The sequence below is a fragment of the Alloscardovia criceti DSM 17774 genome, assembly GCF_000376885.1.
GTDB lineage: Bacteria > Actinomycetota > Actinomycetes > Actinomycetales > Bifidobacteriaceae > Alloscardovia > Alloscardovia criceti.
Map to the genome: position 1 here is coordinate 91,866 of NZ_AQXR01000011.1, position 18,108 is coordinate 109,973.

The window sequence follows — 18,108 nt, forward strand, 5'->3', positions numbered from 1 at the left end:
AAATCGCCGATGTGGTCATTGAGCGCGTGTCAGAAGTCTTTTACGCTCAATCTATTGCGTAGTAAATCTTGTCACAGGTGACTTGATCGCAACAATCGCAACCAATGGAGGGGAAAGATGCTGGAACTCAACATCGATGATGTTCTTGCTGTGCTGGGCTCTATCCGAGTCTATCTAATCGCAATAGGCGTAGTGCTCGCGCTCGCTTTAATTGCAACTATGAGCGTAAATAAGGCCACGATAAAAAATGGTCGTGTCCGCAAACTCACTCATTCGAGTGCATGGATTGTGGCGGCCATTGCAGCCGTTGTTTCTATCAATATGATGCTCTTGGGGCCACTGAGCAGCGTGATTACGTTATCCACCAGCGCCAAACTGGCATTGTCGGATGCAACGATCGAAAAAACAAACAATTTAGCCGTGGACATGGAGCGCGAAGGCTCTGTGCTTCTGCAAAATAATGACAATACGTTGCCTATCGCAAATCCGGGCAATATCAACGTCTTTGGCTGGGCTTCCACAAACCCGATTTATGGTGGTACTGGTTCCGGCGCTTTGTCTGATGCCTATCCAACTACGTCGATTTTGGATTCCTTAAACGATGCGGGCTTCAAAACCAACGAGGAACTGAGCAAGTTCTATACGGATTACTCCACGTCTCGCGGCGAAATTGCTGTGACAAAGGCTGATTGGACCTTACCGGAGCCTCCAGCCACGCAGTACAGCCAAAGCTTGATGGATAATGCAAAGAATTACTCAGACACTGCAGTCGTCGTCATTGGGCGAGTAGGCGGTGAAGGCTTGGATCTGCCGAAGGATATGAATGCCGAAGGTGTAGTTTACAACAATAATTCCACCGAATACAAGGATTTCGAGGATGGTCAGCACTATTTGGAGCTGGACCGCACAGAAAAGGATATGTTGGACCTCGTCACCTCAAACTTTGACAAGGTTGTCCTTGTGTACAATGGCGCAAACGCCTTTGAAATGAGCTTCCTCAATGATTATCCACAGATTAAGTCCGTTGTGTGGACGCCTCACCCAGGACAGGCGGGCTTCAAGGCCTTGGGTGAAATCCTGAATGGCACCGTCAATCCATCTGGCAAGACAGCCGATACCTTCATCAAGGACTTCACAGCTTCGCCAAGTTTCAATAACTTCGGTGATTTTAAGTATGACAATGTGCAAGAATTTGCCATCGAATCTGCACGTGGTGTACGTTCCCCACGCTTCGTCAACTATGTGGAAGGCATTTATGTAGGCTATCGCTTCTATGAAACGGCTGCGGATGTGGGCGCTATCAACTATGACGACGTCGTGCAATACCCATTCGGATACGGCTTGAGCTACACCAGCTTTAGCCAGAGCATGAGCGATGTGACATATGCAAACGGCACGGTCAGCTTTACCGTTACCGTCACAAATACGGGGTCTGTAGCCGGTAAGGATGTGGTGGAAGCCTACTACAATCCTCCATACACCGAAGGCGGCATCGAAAAGGCAACGGCAAATCTCGTAGCCTACGAAAAGACGAGCGAGCTGCAGCCGGGTCAGTCTGAGGATGTACAGATTTCCTTCAACGATGATGATATGGCTTCTTATGATTACCAGAATGCGAAGGCATACGTGCTGGAGCAGGGTGATTATGCGATTTCTATCCGTAGCGATAGTCATCACATCATCGATTCTAAGAATATTACGGTGGATTCCACTGTTACGTACAATTCTGCAGACAATACGCATAGTCAAGATCAGCAGGTGGCTACCAACGCATTTGATGATGTGGCCGGTGATGTGACATATCTGTCCCGTGCACAAAACTTTGCCAACTATGCTCAGGCCACGGCGGCTCCGACGAATTACTCTATGTCGGATGAGGTCAAGGCCACCTATTATAACAATGGCAATTACGACTCCACGCAGTTTGATAATCCATCCGATACCATGCCAACGACCGGAGCGAAGAACGGCGTGCGTTTGGCGGATTTGCGTGGTAAGGACTACGACGATGAGCAGTGGGATGCCTTGCTCGATGAGCTGACGGTGGATGAAATGAACGAACTCATCGCAAACGGTGGCTACGGCAACGCTGCTATCGCATCTATTGGAAAGATTCGTCTCTCCGATGTAGATGGTCCGGCGGCTTTGAAGGATAACTTCACGGGTGTGTCTTCCATCGGTTTGCCTGCAAACGTCGTACTAGCAAACAGCTGGAACAAGGATTTGGCCAAGCAATTCGGCGAAAACATCGGCGAAATGGCGCACGAGCTCAATATCACCGGTTGGTATGCGCCATCCATCAATATGCACCGCAGTGAGTTTGGTGGACGTAACTTCGAGTACTTCTCCGAAGATCCGACGTTGACGGGCACTTTGGCTTCCGGTCAGGTGATGGGTGCTGCCGAGTATGGCGTGTACGCCTTTACCAAGCACTTTGCCTTGAACGAGCAGGAAACTCAGCGCAATGGTCAGCTGACCACATGGTCAAACGAGCAAGCAATTCGTGAGATTTACTTGAAGCCATTCGAGACCGTAGTGAAGACGGCCAATGAAGGCAATGTCAAGTCCATGGCCATCATGAGCTCCTTCAATTACATTGGTAACACCTACACCAGTGCAAAGCTCGCCTTGAATCAGACGGTTTTGCGCGATGAGTGGGGCTTTAGAGGCATGGTGGAAACCGATTACTTCTCGGGTCCTAACTACAGCTACCAAAATGCGGATCAGCTCATCCGCGGTGGCACAGACATTATGCTGGCTACGGCAAAGACCACCAATTATGTGACAAATGTGAGCGCTACAGCCGTCAAGGAAATGCGCCGCGCTGCACATAATATCCTCTACACCACGGTGAATTCCTGGGCGTACGAGAATGGTGAGCCGCAATCGCACATGGATGCGTGGAAGATTACCTTGATTGTCGTCGATGTTATCCTCGGCTTGATTTTGGCGGGATTGCTGTTCATTGCTATTCGCCGATTCATCGCACGCGGAAAGCAAGCGGAAATCCAGGCATAGCTCATACCCATAGCTCATACCCATAGCTCAGAGGAACTACCTCGTATGGGCTGATATAGAGGGCAAGAACATTGCAGGAGTGGTGTTCTTGCCCTTTTTGCATAAGTTGATGAGCAGGGTAGTGTGCGAGGTAGAAGAATTCACCCTCAGAAAGACATTCGACAATTGCGCAAAACGTGGTACATTAATGCTTGAGCAAATTTCTTGACAAAATTTGTATGTTAAGGTTGAGCCTACAGCGATGAAAATCGTAGAGAAGGCTTGACTTTGTTTTGTTATCCCTATATACTAGTTAAGTTCTGACTTGTGTCATATTGCGGGCATAGGCGTCGAAGCGTTGATACAAGTGTAAATAGTGGCACTTGCCCTCGCTTTATCCGAAATTATTCATACAGCGAATGGTAAGGAAATTCCCCTTGGCTGCTCATAGTAATAGTGCAACGGCAGTAATTGCACGCGCAGATGAAAATGATATCAAGCTGCGTAAAGCTACTGACCGCGTTAATTTTGGTTCGATTCGTGAACCAATTGAAGTACCAGATCTTCTCGGCGTGCAGACCGACAGCTTTGATTGGCTGATTGGAAACGAGCGCTGGCAGGCACGCGTTGCCGAAGATGAGAAGAATGGTACGTTCACCGTTCCACATATTTCAGGTCTCGCAGAAGTATTTAACGAAATCTCTCCAATCGAGAACTTCACTCAGACCATGTCTTTGACGTTCTCAGATCCATATTTTGAAGATCCACGCCACAGCGTGCAGGAGTGCAAGGAAAAGGATTACACCTACAGTGCACCTTTGTATGTGAACGCTGAATTCACCAATTACGACACCGGTGAAATCAAGTCACAGACCGTGTTTATGGGTGACTTCCCATTGCAAACTCCTCACGGTACCTTCATCATCGGTGGTACCGAGCGTGTAATCGTCTCTCAGCTCGTACGCTCCCCAGGTGTGTACTTCGATCGTCAGGCTGTACAGTCTTCCGATAAGGAAGTGTTTGGCGCAAAGATTATCCCAAGCCGTGGTGCATGGCTGGAGTTTGAAATCGACAAGCGCGACGTCCTCGGTGTGCGTATCGATCGTAAGCGTAAGCAGTCGGCTATTGTCTTCTTGAAGGCCATTGGTATGACGGATGCTCAGATTGCAGAAGCATTCAAGGATTACCCACTGGTTATGCAGGCTTTGGAAGAAGACAAGACTGTAGACCAGCAGGCAGCGTTGATTGATCTGTATCACAAGATTCGTCCAAACGATGTGGCTACGGCAGATGCTGGCCGCAATCTGTTGGATTCCTTCTACTTCAATACCAAGCGTTACGACTTGGCTCGTGTGGGTCGCTACAAGATCAACCACAAGCTCGGCTTGGAAGCGGATGTGAACAACCGCTCCTTGTCTCGCGAAGACATCATCTCCACCATCAAGTACTTGGTGAGCTTGCACTCTGGCGAAACTACTTTTGCGGGTAAGCGCAACGGTGAAGATATCGAGCTGCGCGTAGATGTGGACGATATCGATCACTTCGGTAATCGTCGTATCCGCCAGGTAGGTGAACTCGTACAGAACCAGCTACGTACTGGTTTGTCCCGTATGGAGCGCGTCGTACGCGAGCGTATGACCACACAGGATCCTGAGGCTATTACGCCACAGTCCTTGCTCAACATCCGTCCAGTAGCTGCCGCTATCAAGGAGTTCTTCGGTACTTCTCAGCTGTCTCAGTTCATGGATCAAAATAACCCACTGGCAGGTGTGACAAACAAGCGTCGTCTGTCTGCATTGGGTCCTGGTGGTCTGTCCCGTGACCGCGCATCCATGGAAGTGCGAGACGTACACCAGTCTCACTTCGGCCGTATGTGCCCTATTGAGTCTCCGGAAGGTCCAAACATTGGTTTGATTGGTTCCTTGGCAACCTTCGGTCGCGTTAACCCATTTGGTTTCATCGAAACGCCATACCGCAAGGTTGTAGATGGTCAGGTCACCAATGATGTGGTGTATATGACTGCAGATCAGGAATCCGAGCACTTCATTGCACAGGCTAACCAGAAGCTCGATGCGGATGGCCGCTTCTTGACAGAAGAAGCACTGGTCCGTGATGCGAATGCAGAAGCAGAGGATGTGCCAGTATCCCAGGTGGATTACATGGACGTTTCTCCTCGTCAGATGGTGTCCGTGGGTGCTTCCTTGATTCCATTCTTGGAGCACGATGAGGGTCACCGCGCATTGATGGGTGCAAACATGCAGCGTCAGGCTGTGCCATTGATTAAGTCCGAGCGCCCACTCGTGGGTACCGGTACGGAATGGCGTGCAGCCGTGGATTCTGGTGACGTGATTAAGGCTGATAAGGATGGCGTTGTTATCTACGTATCCGCGGATTTGATTCGTACGCTGAACGACGACGGCACACAGTCCTCCTACAAGTTGGTGAAGTTCCAGCGCTCCAACCAGACCACCTGCTACAACCAGGTACCTTTGGTCAACGAGGGCGACCGCGTGGAGGCTGGCTCTGTGCTGGCTGACGGTCCTGCAACGGATCAGGGTGAGCTTGCATTGGGTAAGAACCTGCTCGTAGCCTTCATGCCTTGGAATGGTTACAACTACGAGGATGCAATTATCATTTCTCAGCGTTTGGTGCAGGACGATACGTTGTCCTCCATCCACATCGAAGAGTATGAAATCGATGCACGCGAAACTAAGCTCGGTGCGGAAGAAATTACGCGTGACCTGCCAAACGTGGGTGAAGATGCACTGTCTAACTTGGACGACCGTGGCATCATCCGCGTGGGTGCTGAAGTAGAGCCAGGCGATATTTTGGTGGGTAAGGTGACGCCAAAGGGTGAAACCGAACTGACACCAGAAGAGCGTTTGCTGCGTGCAATCTTCGGTGAGAAGAGCCGCGAAGTGCGCGATACATCTTTGCGCGTACCTCACGGTGAGTCCGGTACCGTTATCGGTATCAAGGAAATCACCCGTGAAGATGCAGAAGAAGACGGCGACGAATTGCCAACCGGCGTCAACCACATGATTCGCGTGTACATCGCTCAGCATCGCAAGATTACACAGGGTGATAAGCTCGCAGGCCGCCACGGTAATAAGGGTGTTATTTCTCGCATCCTGCCAGAAGAAGATATGCCATTCCTCGAGGATGGTACCCCAGTTGACATCATGCTCAACCCATTGGGTGTGCCTTCTCGAATGAACGTTGGTCAGGTTTTGGAGTTCCACTTGGGTTGGATCGCAAAGTCTGGTTGGGATATCTCCTTGGATCCTGATTTGGAAGCTGCATGGAAGAGCTACATTCCAGAAGGTGCGGAAAAGGGTGAGCCTGGCACGCCAGTGGCCACACCAGTATTCGACGGTGTAAAGCCAGATGTGCTCAATGGTTTGCTCTCTACCACGCTGCCAAACCGCGATGGAAATCACATGGTGGGCAAGAATGGTAAGGCTCAGCTCTTCGATGGTCGTACAGGTGAACCATTCGGCAAGCCAATTTCCGTGGGTTACATGTACATGCTGAAGTTGCATCACTTGGTAGATGACAAGATTCACGCACGTTCTACCGGTCCATACTCCATGATCACTCAGCAGCCACTGGGTGGTAAGGCACAGTTCGGTGGACAGCGCTTTGGTGAGATGGAGGTGTGGGCACTGGAAGCTTACGGTGCAGCACACACCCTGCACGAAATGATGACTGTCAAGTCCGATGACGTGGACGGCCGCGTACGCGTGTATGGCGCCATCGTGAAGGGCGACAATCTGCCATCTGCGGGTATCCCAGAATCCTTCAAGGTTCTGCTCAAGGAAATGCAGTCCCTGTCCTTGAATGTCGAAGTGCTCAACGCAGAAGGCGTAGCCATCGACATGCGCGAAGAAGACAGCGACCCAGTTTCCGCTACTGATGACCTCGGCTTCAATATTGGAGCACGCCCAGATGCCTCTGCAGGTTATGAAGAGCCTGCACCATCTGAGTTCCAGGCATAGGCTGAAAAAAAGTAGACGTTAGAACATTTAAAGACAGGATATTAAATGCTTGATGTAAATGCATTTGATCAAGTGCGAATTGGTTTAGCTACAGCTGATGAAATTCGCAGCTGGTCCCACGGTGAAGTGAAGAAGCCGGAGACCATTAATTACCGTACTTTGAAGCCTGAGAAGGACGGCCTGTTCGGTGAGCAGATCTTCGGACCTACTCGCGACTGGGAGTGCGCATGTGGTAAGTACAAGCGCGTGCGCTTTAAGGGCATCGTGTGTGAGCGTTGTGGAGTAGAGGTTACTCGCTCCCGCGTGCGCCGCGAACGCATGGGTCACATCGAATTGGCCGCACCTGTAACCCATATTTGGTTCTTCAAGGGTGTGCCATCTCGTTTGGGCTACCTGCTCGACATGTCTCCAAAGGACCTGGAAAAGGTTATCTACTTTGCCGCATATATGGTGACCAAGGTAGACGAAGAGGCTCGTCACAAGGATCTGCCAGATCTGCAGGACGAATTTGAAGTCGAAATCGGCCGTTTGGCTCAGCGCCGCGACAACGAACTCGATGAGCGCGCCAAGAAGCTCGAAGAGGACATCGCCGCTGTAGAAGCAGAAGGCGGAAAGTCTCCTGCGAAGGCCAAGTTGCGTAACAGCGCCGATCGCGAGCTCAAGAGCATTCGTCAGCGCTTTGATGATGAAATCGCACGCTTGAACGCTGTATGGGACAAGTTCTTGTCCTTGAAGCCAGGCGATATGGAAGGCGATGTCGACCTGTGGCGCGAAATGGAAGACCGCTATGGTGACTATTTCGAAGGTTGCATGGGTGCAGAAGCTGTGCGTCAGCGTCTGATTGATTTCGATCTTCAGGCTGCTACCGAAGAGCTTCAGGAGATTATCGCTACCGGAAGCGGTCAGCGTAAGGCTCGCGCTTTGAAGCGTTTGAAGGTTGTTCGTTCCTTCGTTGACACGGGCAAGTCTCCAGCAGCTATGGTTCTGGATGTTATCCCAGTTATCCCACCAGATTTGCGCCCAATGGTGCAGCTCGATGGTGGCCGCTTCGCTACTTCGGATTTGAACGATTTGTACCGTCGCGTGATTAACCGAAACAATCGTTTGAAGCGATTGATTGAACTCGGCGCACCTGAAATCATGCTCAATAACGAAAAGCGCATGCTTCAGGAAGCCGTGGATTCCCTCTTTGATAATGGTCGTCGTGGTCGCCCTGTGACGGGTGCTTCCAACCGTCCACTCAAGTCCTTGTCCGATATGCTCAAGGGTAAGCAGGGTCGTTTCCGTCAGAACTTGCTGGGTAAGCGTGTAGATTACTCTGGTCGTTCCGTTATCGTGGTGGGACCATCCTTGCGCATGCACCAGTGCGGTTTGCCAAAGTCCATGGCTTTGGAACTCTTCAAGCCATTCGTTATCAAGCGTTTGGTGGATAAGGGATACTCCCAGAACATGAAGAGTGCAAAGCGTCTCGTCGACCGCGGTGACGTAGTGGTGTGGGATGTGCTCGAAGAGGTAATTTCCGAGCATCCAGTACTGCTCAACCGTGCACCTACCTTGCACCGTTTGGGTATCCAGGCCTTTGAGCCAGTGCTTGTAGAAGGTAAGGCTATTCACCTGCCACCATTGGCATGTGCAGCTTTTAACGCTGACTTCGATGGTGACCAGATGGCTGTGCATTTGCCATTGTCTGCGGAAGCTCAGGCAGAAGCCCGTACCTTGATGATGGGTTCCGACAACATCTTGAAGCCTGCAGATGGTCACACCGTAACTATGCCTTCCCAGGATATGATTATCGGTTTGTTCTATCTCTCCACCGTGGTCAAGGGTGCAAAGGGACAGGGCCGTGTCTTCAGCTCTATGGCGGAAGCGCGCATGGCTTTGGATTTGCATGAAATCGACATGCAGGCGGAAATTTTGATTCGTCAGCCAGAAGATTTCGTCTTGCCAACCAACTGGCAGCCACGTGAAATTGAAATTGTCGATCCTGTAGAAGCTGACCAGAAGTTTGCCAAGGAAGAGCGTTTCGCAGATGGTTCTGTGCTCTTCGCTACATCTTATGGTCGTATGCTCTTCAACGAAACCTTGCCGGTGGATTATCCATTCATCAACGAGCAGGTGGCGAAGGGCAAGCTCTCCGGCATCGTGGATGATATTGCTGCACGCTACTCCACGCAGCAGGTGGCAGCAACCTTGGATGCCTTGAAGGATCTCGGATTTACCCGTGCTCCATGGTCTGGTGTGACGATGGCCTTCTCTGACATCGTGGCTCCAAGCAACCATGCTGAAATCGTAGAATCCTACGAAGAGCAGGCTCGTAAGGTCAACAACCAGTACGATCTCGGTTTGTTGACCGAGGAAGAGCGTAAGCAAGAGCTCATCAACCTGTGGACCGAGTGCACCGATAAGGTGGCAGAGGCCATGCAGGAGAACTTCCATGATGACAACAACGTAAACATCATGGTTCAGTCTGGAGCTCGCGGTAACTGGATGCAGATTCGTCAGATTGCAGGTATGCGTGGTCTGGTGGCAGATCCTAAGGGTGAAACCATTGCACGTCCTGTGAAGTCCAACTATCGCGATGGTTTGTCTGTGCTCGAGTACTTCATCTCCCAGCACGGTGCACGTAAGGGCCTGGCCGATACCGCATTGCGTACAGCAGAATCAGGTTACTTGACCCGTCGTCTGGTGGACGTATCTCAGGACGTTATTGTGCGCGCACACGATTGCGGCACCAAGCGCGGCTTGAAGATGCAGATTGCAGAACGCGATGCTCAAGGCAATCTCGTACTCGTCAAGAATGCAGACGGTGGTCCATACTCCCGTATCCTCGCCAGCGATGTGGTAGATCCTGCAGATGGCGAAACCGTGCTCTACAAGCGCGGCGATGCACTGTCCATGGATGTGCTCAACGATCTCGTAGCTCACGGTGTAGAAACCGTAACCGGTCGCTCCGTGCTGACATGCGAATCCACCAATGGTGTGTGCGCGATGTGCTACGGCTGGTCCTTGGCTACAAACCGCCTCGTTGACATTGGTGAAGCCGTGGGTATTGTGGCAGCACAGTCCATTGGTGAGCCAGGTACTCAGCTGACACTGCGTTCCTTCCACTCCGGTGGTGTGGCTTCGGCATCCGATATTACGCAGGGTCTTCCTCGTGTGGCGGAGCTTTTCGAAGCCCGTAACCCTAAGGGTGAGGCTCCAATTGCTGCAGACGCAGGTACCGTACATATCGAGGACAACGAGTCCGGTCGTAAGATCCTCCTGAGCCCAGACGATGGAAGCGACGTATTGGAGTATCCAGTATCGCGTCGTAATCCTGTCATCGTGCAGGATGGTCAGCACGTCGAAGCTGGTGACCAGCTGACCGAAGGTTCTGTGGATCCTAAGAAGATTACAGAAATCCTCGGTGCTCGCGCAGGTCAGGTTTCCATCGTGGAAGGTGTACACGACGTATACCGTAGCCAGGGTGTAGATATCCACGATAAGCACATTGAGGTTATCGTGCACCAGATGCTGCGTCGTGTGACCGTCATCGAGTCCGGTGATACCAAGTATCTGCCAGGTGAACTCGTCGATCAGCAGATCTTCCGCGCAGCAAACAAGGCTGCCGTGGCAGAAGGCAAGAAGCCAGGCGTAGGACGTCCAGTATTGATGGGTATTACCAAGGCTTCTTTGGCTACCGAATCTTGGTTGTCTGCCGCCTCCTTCCAGGAGACCACTCGTGTCTTGACGGAAGCTGCTTTGAGCCAGAAGATCGATGATCTGAAGGGTCTGAAGGAGAACGTGATTATCGGTAAGCTCATCCCAGCAGGTACCGGTTTGTCTCGTTACGGCAACATTACCGTAGAGCCAGATAAGGCCATCCGTGACACCATCTACCCAAGCTTCGGTTTGGATACGGATGCAAACGGTGACTTTAGCGGTCTCGGTGATGCGGACTTCTCCGATGTGGACTTCGCTACACTCGACTTTGGTGATTTGGATCTCGGTCAGGAATTCAACCCAGATGATTTCTTAAATGATATGGGCGGACAGTCCGATTTGGGAAATTTGGATTTGGGTCCAGATACTTCTGACACTCCAGATACACAAGAGTAAACCTTCGAGCTGAGGTCTTCTCTCAGGAGGCTTAAGCTCTCCTCTACAGGGCGCATGCAGTTTATCTGTATGCGCCTTTTTGTATGGCCGCGAAAGAGCGCTGTAGGGTGATGTAGGGCGTTGTGGGCCAGGATCTGTAGGGGGAGGAAACAGTGCAAGGGAGAAAGTCCACATAGGCATAGAAAAACGGTGTTTATGCTGTTTAAACACAAACACCGTTGAATATTACGAACTGAGCTAGATACTAGTCAGCTGTACTTTCTACTGTATTTCTACAGTGAAGTTTCACTTCGGTTTTTCACTCTGCATTCTCTCCTTGAGAATCCCGATACAAACCAATCTTGATAGCAGTGGTAAGCACATAGGCTTCTCGAGGATTTGTAGCATCCCAACCCGTCAATTGAATAGACTTCTTCAAACGATAACGCACCGTATTTGGATGCACATTCAGCAGCTGAGCTGTTTTCTCCAGTGAAGAGCCGGAGAACAAATAATTGCGCAAGGTCGTCAATATCTGAGTCTTACGCTCATCATTTTTCATCGGCATATACACATTGGTATACAACTCATCCTGAGCCTCCGCATCACCCAAAAGCGCGCGTTCCGCCAGTAAATCATCGGAACTGAGCAGATTTGGATGATTTGGATATGCTGCACGCGCGTTGAAACCGTTCATTGCGGCTCTCAGCGTCTGGGAGGCACCTTCAAGGCGCGAACGCTTAGGACCCGCACAAACCTCCGGGATAACCTCAAAGAACTGTGACATCAGCTCCAGGAATGGCTGTCTAGATGTTTGATGGCCCATGCCGATCAGCATAATCGTGTACTTCTCATGCGAGGATACACATAACTGACCGCCCAGCTGCAACACAGCATTGCGCAAATCGGCTTGAATAAAGCCAGAATGCAAGCTCTTTGACGTGTCAATGCTGCCTACAATCGCGAAGAATAACTCATTCGACTTCCATTTAAAGCTCGCAACGCGAGACTGCAAAGAAGCAGAATAATCCTGATTAAGCAGCGACTCGATGATAAAAGCCTCATCGCGCGTATCCCAAATACTGCGCGTAGCAGCAACGCGACCGTAAATACGTGCCGCGGAGAACGCTACTTCACGAGAGAAGTATAAAGCGGCACGCACATACGCGGCCTCTTGCCCCGCTGGAGCAAAGATATCAATGCGTTTTTCTGCAGTATCCACAACAATGCGGATAGCTTCAATCACGTTATCTAATGTTATTTCAAATGTAGTCTCCAACGGAGCAAGATTAAACAAGTTGTCCGCAGAAATACTGTCCGGATGCGAGCCATCGGCCGCATGCTCTCGGGCGAAAATAACATAATCAGAAACTGCTGTAAGCAGGATAACTCGCAGGTATTCAGCCTCTTTAGTGCCCAAATTGGCATACCAATCTGTTTTTTCCTTACACACCTTGAGGCTTTCATTCACGATAAGCTCTACTGATTGGCGGGATTGAGGATCTAACTCATAAAACTGTACAGACCCGGCCATGGAAGCGACCACACTCCATTTCTTAAATCTCAACTATGACATTTGGTTTCATCTCTAATTGATTGTATATGACAATTCCTGTAAAAATACGCCAAAAATCCAGAGAAAACAAAAAGAAACGGAATGTTTTAAATAAATTTACTATCTAATAAATTTCATTGAAATAATTTTTGTGAAAAGTGTAAACGACACGGCGACCACGGCCTTCACAATGTCCAAAGGAATGAATCCGAAAGATGCATTCATCAAAGTCCACCAGGACATGTGCGTGATGACTGCCTGGACACTTACGCCGCATGCATAGAGGAAGAGGATGTTTCCTGCGATAAGCGCAAAGAAGTAAGCGACCGCTTGAAGCGTCAGGGAAGTGGATTCGGGTACGCGGGAAATGAGGAAGCGCGATATCATGAATGCCGGGATGAATCCCCAGATAAATCCGCTACTTGGACCAATCAATGCGAGTGTGCTCATGCCACCAGCAAAAACAGGCAAGCCCATCGCGCCTAAAGCGATATAGGAGCTGATGGCCGAAACGCCTTCGGTCTGGGTGAGGTTGAGGGCGGCCAGCATGAGCACGAAGGTTTGCATAGTAATGCCTACTTCGGTACCCGGAATGGAAATCTTTCCCGCCATGCCTGCGGCGATAAAGAGAAATGTGAATATAAGGTACTTGAAGAGCGAGAAATTCTTCGCTGCTTTTGTTAGAAACCTATAAAAAGTGGATAAAGTAATCACAATATAACCTTTCTTCGGATCTTCTGGCTGAGAACAGAAGATACTGGGTAAATATACAAAAGAATGAACACAATGTAAAATCATAGATTGCATTCATATGTATGAAAACATTGTGAAATTACGGTTTATAAGTAATTTTGTATTTTTCTTACATCTCATGAATAATTCTATAGTTTATAGAACTCATACAAAACACGCGAATGAATTTTTGTTCTTACCGCCAATAGGCAAAAATGTTGTGAATTGATAACTTTGTAGAAAGTTATAAAGGAGATTGTGTGAACGAAAGTCATCAACGGGATGCAGAACGACCATGGACGTGGCTGCGTTTTGATAGTCTCGGCTCTACAAACTCTACGGCAGTGCAGGTGCTGAAGGAGAAACTAGAAACTTCCTCAGAGCATCTCAGCCGCGACAATTCCTTAGTTTTCATCGTGAGTGCGGATCAGCAAACCCAAGGTCGGGGTCGACTGGGGCGCACATGGGTAAGCCTTAAAAATGCGGGTATGTCTGCCTCTTTTGTGTGCGCATTTGATCGGGGTGTCTATGACGAGTGTGGTTCGTGGATTTCCCTGTGCGCCGGACTCGCGGCGCGCACGGCTTTGCGAGACATCGCTCAGGTGGAAGCGCATCTGAAATGGCCGAATGATTTGTATATCGACGGACAAAAGCTGGGTGGCATTTTATGCGAAAGCGTGATGCACGACGATACGGTGTATGTGGTCATTGGCATAGGCATCAATATCGACACGCCGGATGACTTGCCAGATAAGGCGTATGAGCCCACTGGTGTGAAGGCGCACGCAACGAGTGAATTACCGAACAATGCCGTGCTCATCCACGAGCTGATTGTGCGGATTGCACAGGAACTCGAGGATGGATTTACGTACAAAGACCGCCAAGACTGGCGTAAAGACAGGGAAAATCTCCATCGGCGTGCCCGTGAGGCAAGCTGCACCCTCGGTCAGAGAGTGGACGTGGTGCGGGTAGATGGCACAAGATTTTCAGGTCTGGCTCAAGATATTGGCGAGCATGGCGAGCTTCAGGTGCTCCCGGACTCACAGGCTAATCCCGTATTTATCAGCGTGGGAGACGTATTTCATGCTCGATTGGAGAAAACATCATGAAAAAACTTCTTATCGCAAATCGTGGAGAAATTGCGTTACGCATAATTCGCACAGCGCATGAAATGGGCATTTCTACGGTGGCGATTTACTCGGATCAGGATCGCAATGCGCCGTACGTGGCACAGGCAGATGATGCCTACCATATGTCTGGCGATACGTACAACGAAACCTATCTGAACATGGATCGCATTATCGAAATCGCTCAGCGCAGCGAGGCGGATGCGATTCATCCGGGATACGGCTTCCTCTCGGAGATTTCGGCATTTGCGCGCAAGGTGCTCGAAGCTGGGCTGATCTGGGTGGGGCCACGTCCGGAGGTGCTCGATGAACTGGGCGATAAAATTACTGCACGTCAATTTGCCCAGCGTGCCGATGTGACGCCGGTGCCGGGCATTTCAGAGCCTGTATCGAGCATCCATGAGCTCATCGATTTCTGTAACGAGCACGGTTATCCGGCCATGATGAAACGCGCAGATGGGGGTGGTGGACGCGGCATTGCCGTAGTGCGGTCGGAGGACGAAATTCGCACCTTTTATATGAGTCATGATGCCCTGCAGGGTGGAGATCTAGACAAGTATTTCATCGAGAAGTTCGTACGTGAGGCGCGTCATGTGGAAACTCAGTGCGGGCGCGATAGCCAAGGCAATTTCACCGTGTATTCCACACGCGATTGCTCCGTACAGCGGCGTAACCAAAAGCTTATCGAAGAGGCTCCAGCACCATTTTTGAGTGCTGATGTCGAGCAAAAACTGCGCATATTTTCCCAGCGATTATTTGATACCGCGCAGTATGAGGGCCTGGGCACGTGCGAATTTATGGTGACGCCGCATAATGATGTGTACTTCCTAGAGGTCAACCCACGTTTACAAGTCGAGCATACGGTTTCAGAGGAAGTCTGCGGCATCGATCTTGTACGCGAGCAACTGGCCATCGCTTCGGGAGAGCAGCTGACGCCGGCACCTGAGCCACGCGGACATAGTTTTGAACTGCGTATCACTAGCGAGGATCCGGAGAAGAATTTGGCTCCCGGATCAGGTGTAATCGAGGAGCTGCATTTTCCTGCAGGCCCGGGCATTCGCGTAGATTTTGGTGTCTCGCAAGGTGATACGGTATCGCCGAAATACGACTCGATGATGGGCAAACTCATCGTTACCGCATCCACACGCGATCATGCTATTGCGCGCGTGCACAGGGCCATTCAGGAATTTTCCATCCGGGGCATTGCGACGCCTATCCGTTTGTATGATGAGATTTTTGCACACGATGATTTCACCGCACGTGGAAAATCCGGAACATTCAATGTCACCACCAAATGGTTAGAAAACACCTTCCTGAACGAACACGCCCAGTCCACGCGTGCCGGCATGCCTACAAGCGTGGTGGACCGTTCTATTAATTCAGTAGAACCCAGCGAGCTGGGTATGCAGCGGGCAAACTCCCAATTGGGCAGCTCGAGGGATGCCAGCCACACCACTTTTGTGGTGGAAGTGGATAATCGGCGCATGAAAATCTCCGTGCCGGATTATGTGGTGGCGGCTATCTCCACGTCACACAGGCCTATTGCACATCGCAAAACCCAACCTTTGCGCGGCTCTGGTATGGCCACGATGGACACGGCGGAGCATAAGGGCAACGAATTTGTAAGCTCCAATGGCGAAATTAAGGCGCCTATGCAAGCCGTGGTCACACGCGTCAATGTGGCGGTGGGGCAGGACGTGAAAAAGGGCGATCTGCTGGTCGTACTCGAATCCATGAAAATGGAAAACTACGTGTACGCACCGCTTACGGGCACGGTGCATGAAATTTACGTGGGGCCAGCCGATGGGGTTGATGCGGGAGAAGCTCTACTGAAATTGGACATTGCGCAGTCCTCTCAGCAGACACAGCAGACGGAAGATGCTGCACGCAAAGATGCTGAAGCCACACCTCATACCGAAACACACGAAGGCAAGGAGTAAAAAATCATGACACCAATGAATTTAGACTCTTTAACGCTGGCATCATCCGCCATCATTACAGGCAATGATCGCCGCACCATGGGCCCGGAAATTCAGAGGGCTGCACGGCTGGCGCGTGACAGTGAAGATAAAGCTCGCGCTCGCCAGCATCCGAAGGGCAAATTTACGGCACGCGAGCGTCTAGATTTGCTTTTCGACGACGATACCTTCGTGGAAATTGGGCGTTTTGCGGGCGGAAATATCAATGCCTCCCAAGCGGGCAGTGCGGTGATTACCGGTTTTGGCATGATTCGCGGGCGCAAAGTGGGCGTGTATGCTCAAGACTTTTCCGTGCGTGGCGGCACCATGGGAGAGGCCGAGGGAGCAAAGATTTGCCATCTGCTGGACTTGGCCATGGATATGAAAGTGCCGGTTATAGCGCTTATCGATTCGGGTGGCGCGCGCATTCAAGAAGGTGTGACGGCGTTGACACAGTATGGTCGTATCTTCAAAAAGACCTGCGAGGCCTCAGGATTTATCCCGCAGATTTCACTTATTCTGGGCCCGTGTGCGGGTGGAGCAGTGTATTGCCCAGCTTTGACTGATTTAATCGTGATGACCAAAGAAAATTCGTACATGTTTGTCACGGGTCCCGATGTGGTGAAAACGGCCACGGGTGAACATATTTCCATGGATGAATTGGGTGGCGGCTACGTGCATAATGCCCAGTCTGGCGTGGCGCATTACTTGGGCGAGGATGAGGCGGATGCTATCGATTATGTGCGCACGGTTTTGGCTTATCTGCCTCAGAGTTGCGAGGACAAGCCGCCCAGCTATCCATACTCCAATGGGCATGCGGAGGATGAAGCGGCTCAACGCATCGGCAGCATAGTGCCGGACAATGATCGCCAACCGTATGATGTGGTGGATGTCATCCACTGCTTGGTGGATTATGGCGAGTTTTTGGAGGTGCATGAGCTGTTTGCGTCCTCTGTGGTCGTAGGATTTGCCTGCATTAAAGGTCAAAGCGTGGGCATTGTGGCAAATCAGCCCGCAAGTAAGGCGGGCATTCTCGATGTGGATTCCTCGGAAAAGCTGGCGCGTTTTGTGCGCTTATGTGATGCCTTCAATCTTCCCGTCATCACCTTGGTGGATGTGCCGGGATACAAGCCGGGCAGCGATCAGGAGCATGCGGGCATCATCCGCCGTGGAGCCAAAGTGATTTACGCTTATGCCAATGCGCAGGTGCCACTGATTACTGTCATTTTGCGTAAGGCTTTTGGCGGTGCCTACATCGTGATGGGGTCCAAATCCATGGGGGCAGACTTCAACTTTGCGTGGCCAAATTCCCAAATAGCGGTACTAGGCGCTCAAGGTGCGGTCAATATCATTCATCGAAAGGAATTGCGCAAGGCTCAGGACAATGGCGAAGATGTGGATGCGTTGCGTGCACGTTTGGTGTCCGAGTATGAGGAAACCACGGTGAACGCCAATCTTTCCTTGGAAACCGGGGAAATCGACGCCCTGATTGACCCGTGCCAGACACGCGAAATGATCGAAAAATCCTTGAGATTGCTTCGCGATAAAAAGCAAAGCCGTAAGCACCATCGTCGCCACGGCAATCAACCGCTCTAAACATTATTAAGACTTTACTCAAATTCTTCACTCAGATTAAAGGTTTACACATGACACAGAAAAATAGG

At 50.6% G+C, this 18,108-nt stretch carries 8 protein-coding genes; 6 read left to right on the forward strand and 2 right to left on the reverse strand.

Annotation, left to right across the window (positions count from 1 at the left end; translation table 11 throughout):
* Nucleotides 1-117 precede the first annotated feature (117 nt).
* From D570_RS0105890 to D570_RS0105900, 3 genes are all read left to right on the forward strand, one after another.
* Nucleotides 118-3,018, forward strand: coding sequence for a glycoside hydrolase family 3 protein (locus D570_RS0105890; protein ID WP_018143466.1), 2,901 nt, complete (start codon nucleotides 118-120; stop codon nucleotides 3,016-3,018).
* A gap of 398 nt (nucleotides 3,019-3,416) precedes the next feature.
* A complete protein-coding gene (rpoB, locus tag D570_RS0105895; RefSeq protein ID WP_169331232.1) occupies nucleotides 3,417-6,995 on the forward strand; it encodes a DNA-directed RNA polymerase subunit beta in 3,579 nt (1,192 codons plus the stop codon).
* A gap of 45 nt (nucleotides 6,996-7,040) precedes the next feature.
* Nucleotides 7,041-11,093 carry a DNA-directed RNA polymerase subunit beta' gene (locus D570_RS0105900; RefSeq protein WP_018143468.1) on the forward strand — a complete coding sequence of 1,351 codons (4,053 nt, stop codon included), beginning with the start codon at nucleotides 7,041-7,043 and terminating at the stop codon, nucleotides 11,091-11,093.
* 298 nt (nucleotides 11,094-11,391) lie between these two features.
* On the opposite strand, the gene D570_RS08625 is transcribed toward D570_RS0105900, so the two are convergent.
* Both D570_RS08625 and D570_RS0105910 read right to left on the reverse strand, forming a co-directional pair.
* The gene (locus tag D570_RS08625) at nucleotides 11,392-12,606 is read right to left on the reverse strand and encodes a PucR family transcriptional regulator (RefSeq protein WP_156812258.1); all 1,215 of its coding nucleotides are present in this window, start codon (nucleotides 12,604-12,606) and stop codon (nucleotides 11,392-11,394) included.
* Nucleotides 12,607-12,747: 141 nt separating this feature from the next.
* Entirely contained in the window at nucleotides 12,748-13,239 is a 492-nt protein-coding gene (locus D570_RS0105910) for a biotin transporter BioY (RefSeq protein ID WP_169331233.1), read from the reverse strand.
* A 380-nt stretch (nucleotides 13,240-13,619) separates the two neighbouring features.
* On the opposite strand from D570_RS0105910, the gene D570_RS09100 reads away from it, so the two are divergent.
* From D570_RS09100 to D570_RS0105925, 3 genes are all read left to right on the forward strand, one after another.
* Nucleotides 13,620-14,468 (forward strand): biotin--[acetyl-CoA-carboxylase] ligase, encoded by an 849-nt coding sequence (locus D570_RS09100; protein ID WP_018143471.1) that lies wholly within the window; start codon nucleotides 13,620-13,622, stop codon nucleotides 14,466-14,468.
* Nucleotides 14,465-16,426: an ATP-binding protein gene (locus tag D570_RS0105920; protein ID WP_018143472.1), complete on the forward strand. Its 1,962-nt coding sequence runs from the start codon at nucleotides 14,465-14,467 to the stop codon at nucleotides 16,424-16,426. The genes D570_RS09100 and D570_RS0105920 overlap by 4 nt, the downstream gene beginning before the upstream one ends.
* Before the next feature lie 78 nt (nucleotides 16,427-16,504).
* Nucleotides 16,505-18,040 carry an acyl-CoA carboxylase subunit beta gene (locus D570_RS0105925; protein WP_245531874.1) on the forward strand — a complete coding sequence of 512 codons (1,536 nt, stop codon included), beginning with the start codon at nucleotides 16,505-16,507 and terminating at the stop codon, nucleotides 18,038-18,040.
* Nucleotides 18,041-18,108: the final 68 nt, after the last annotated feature.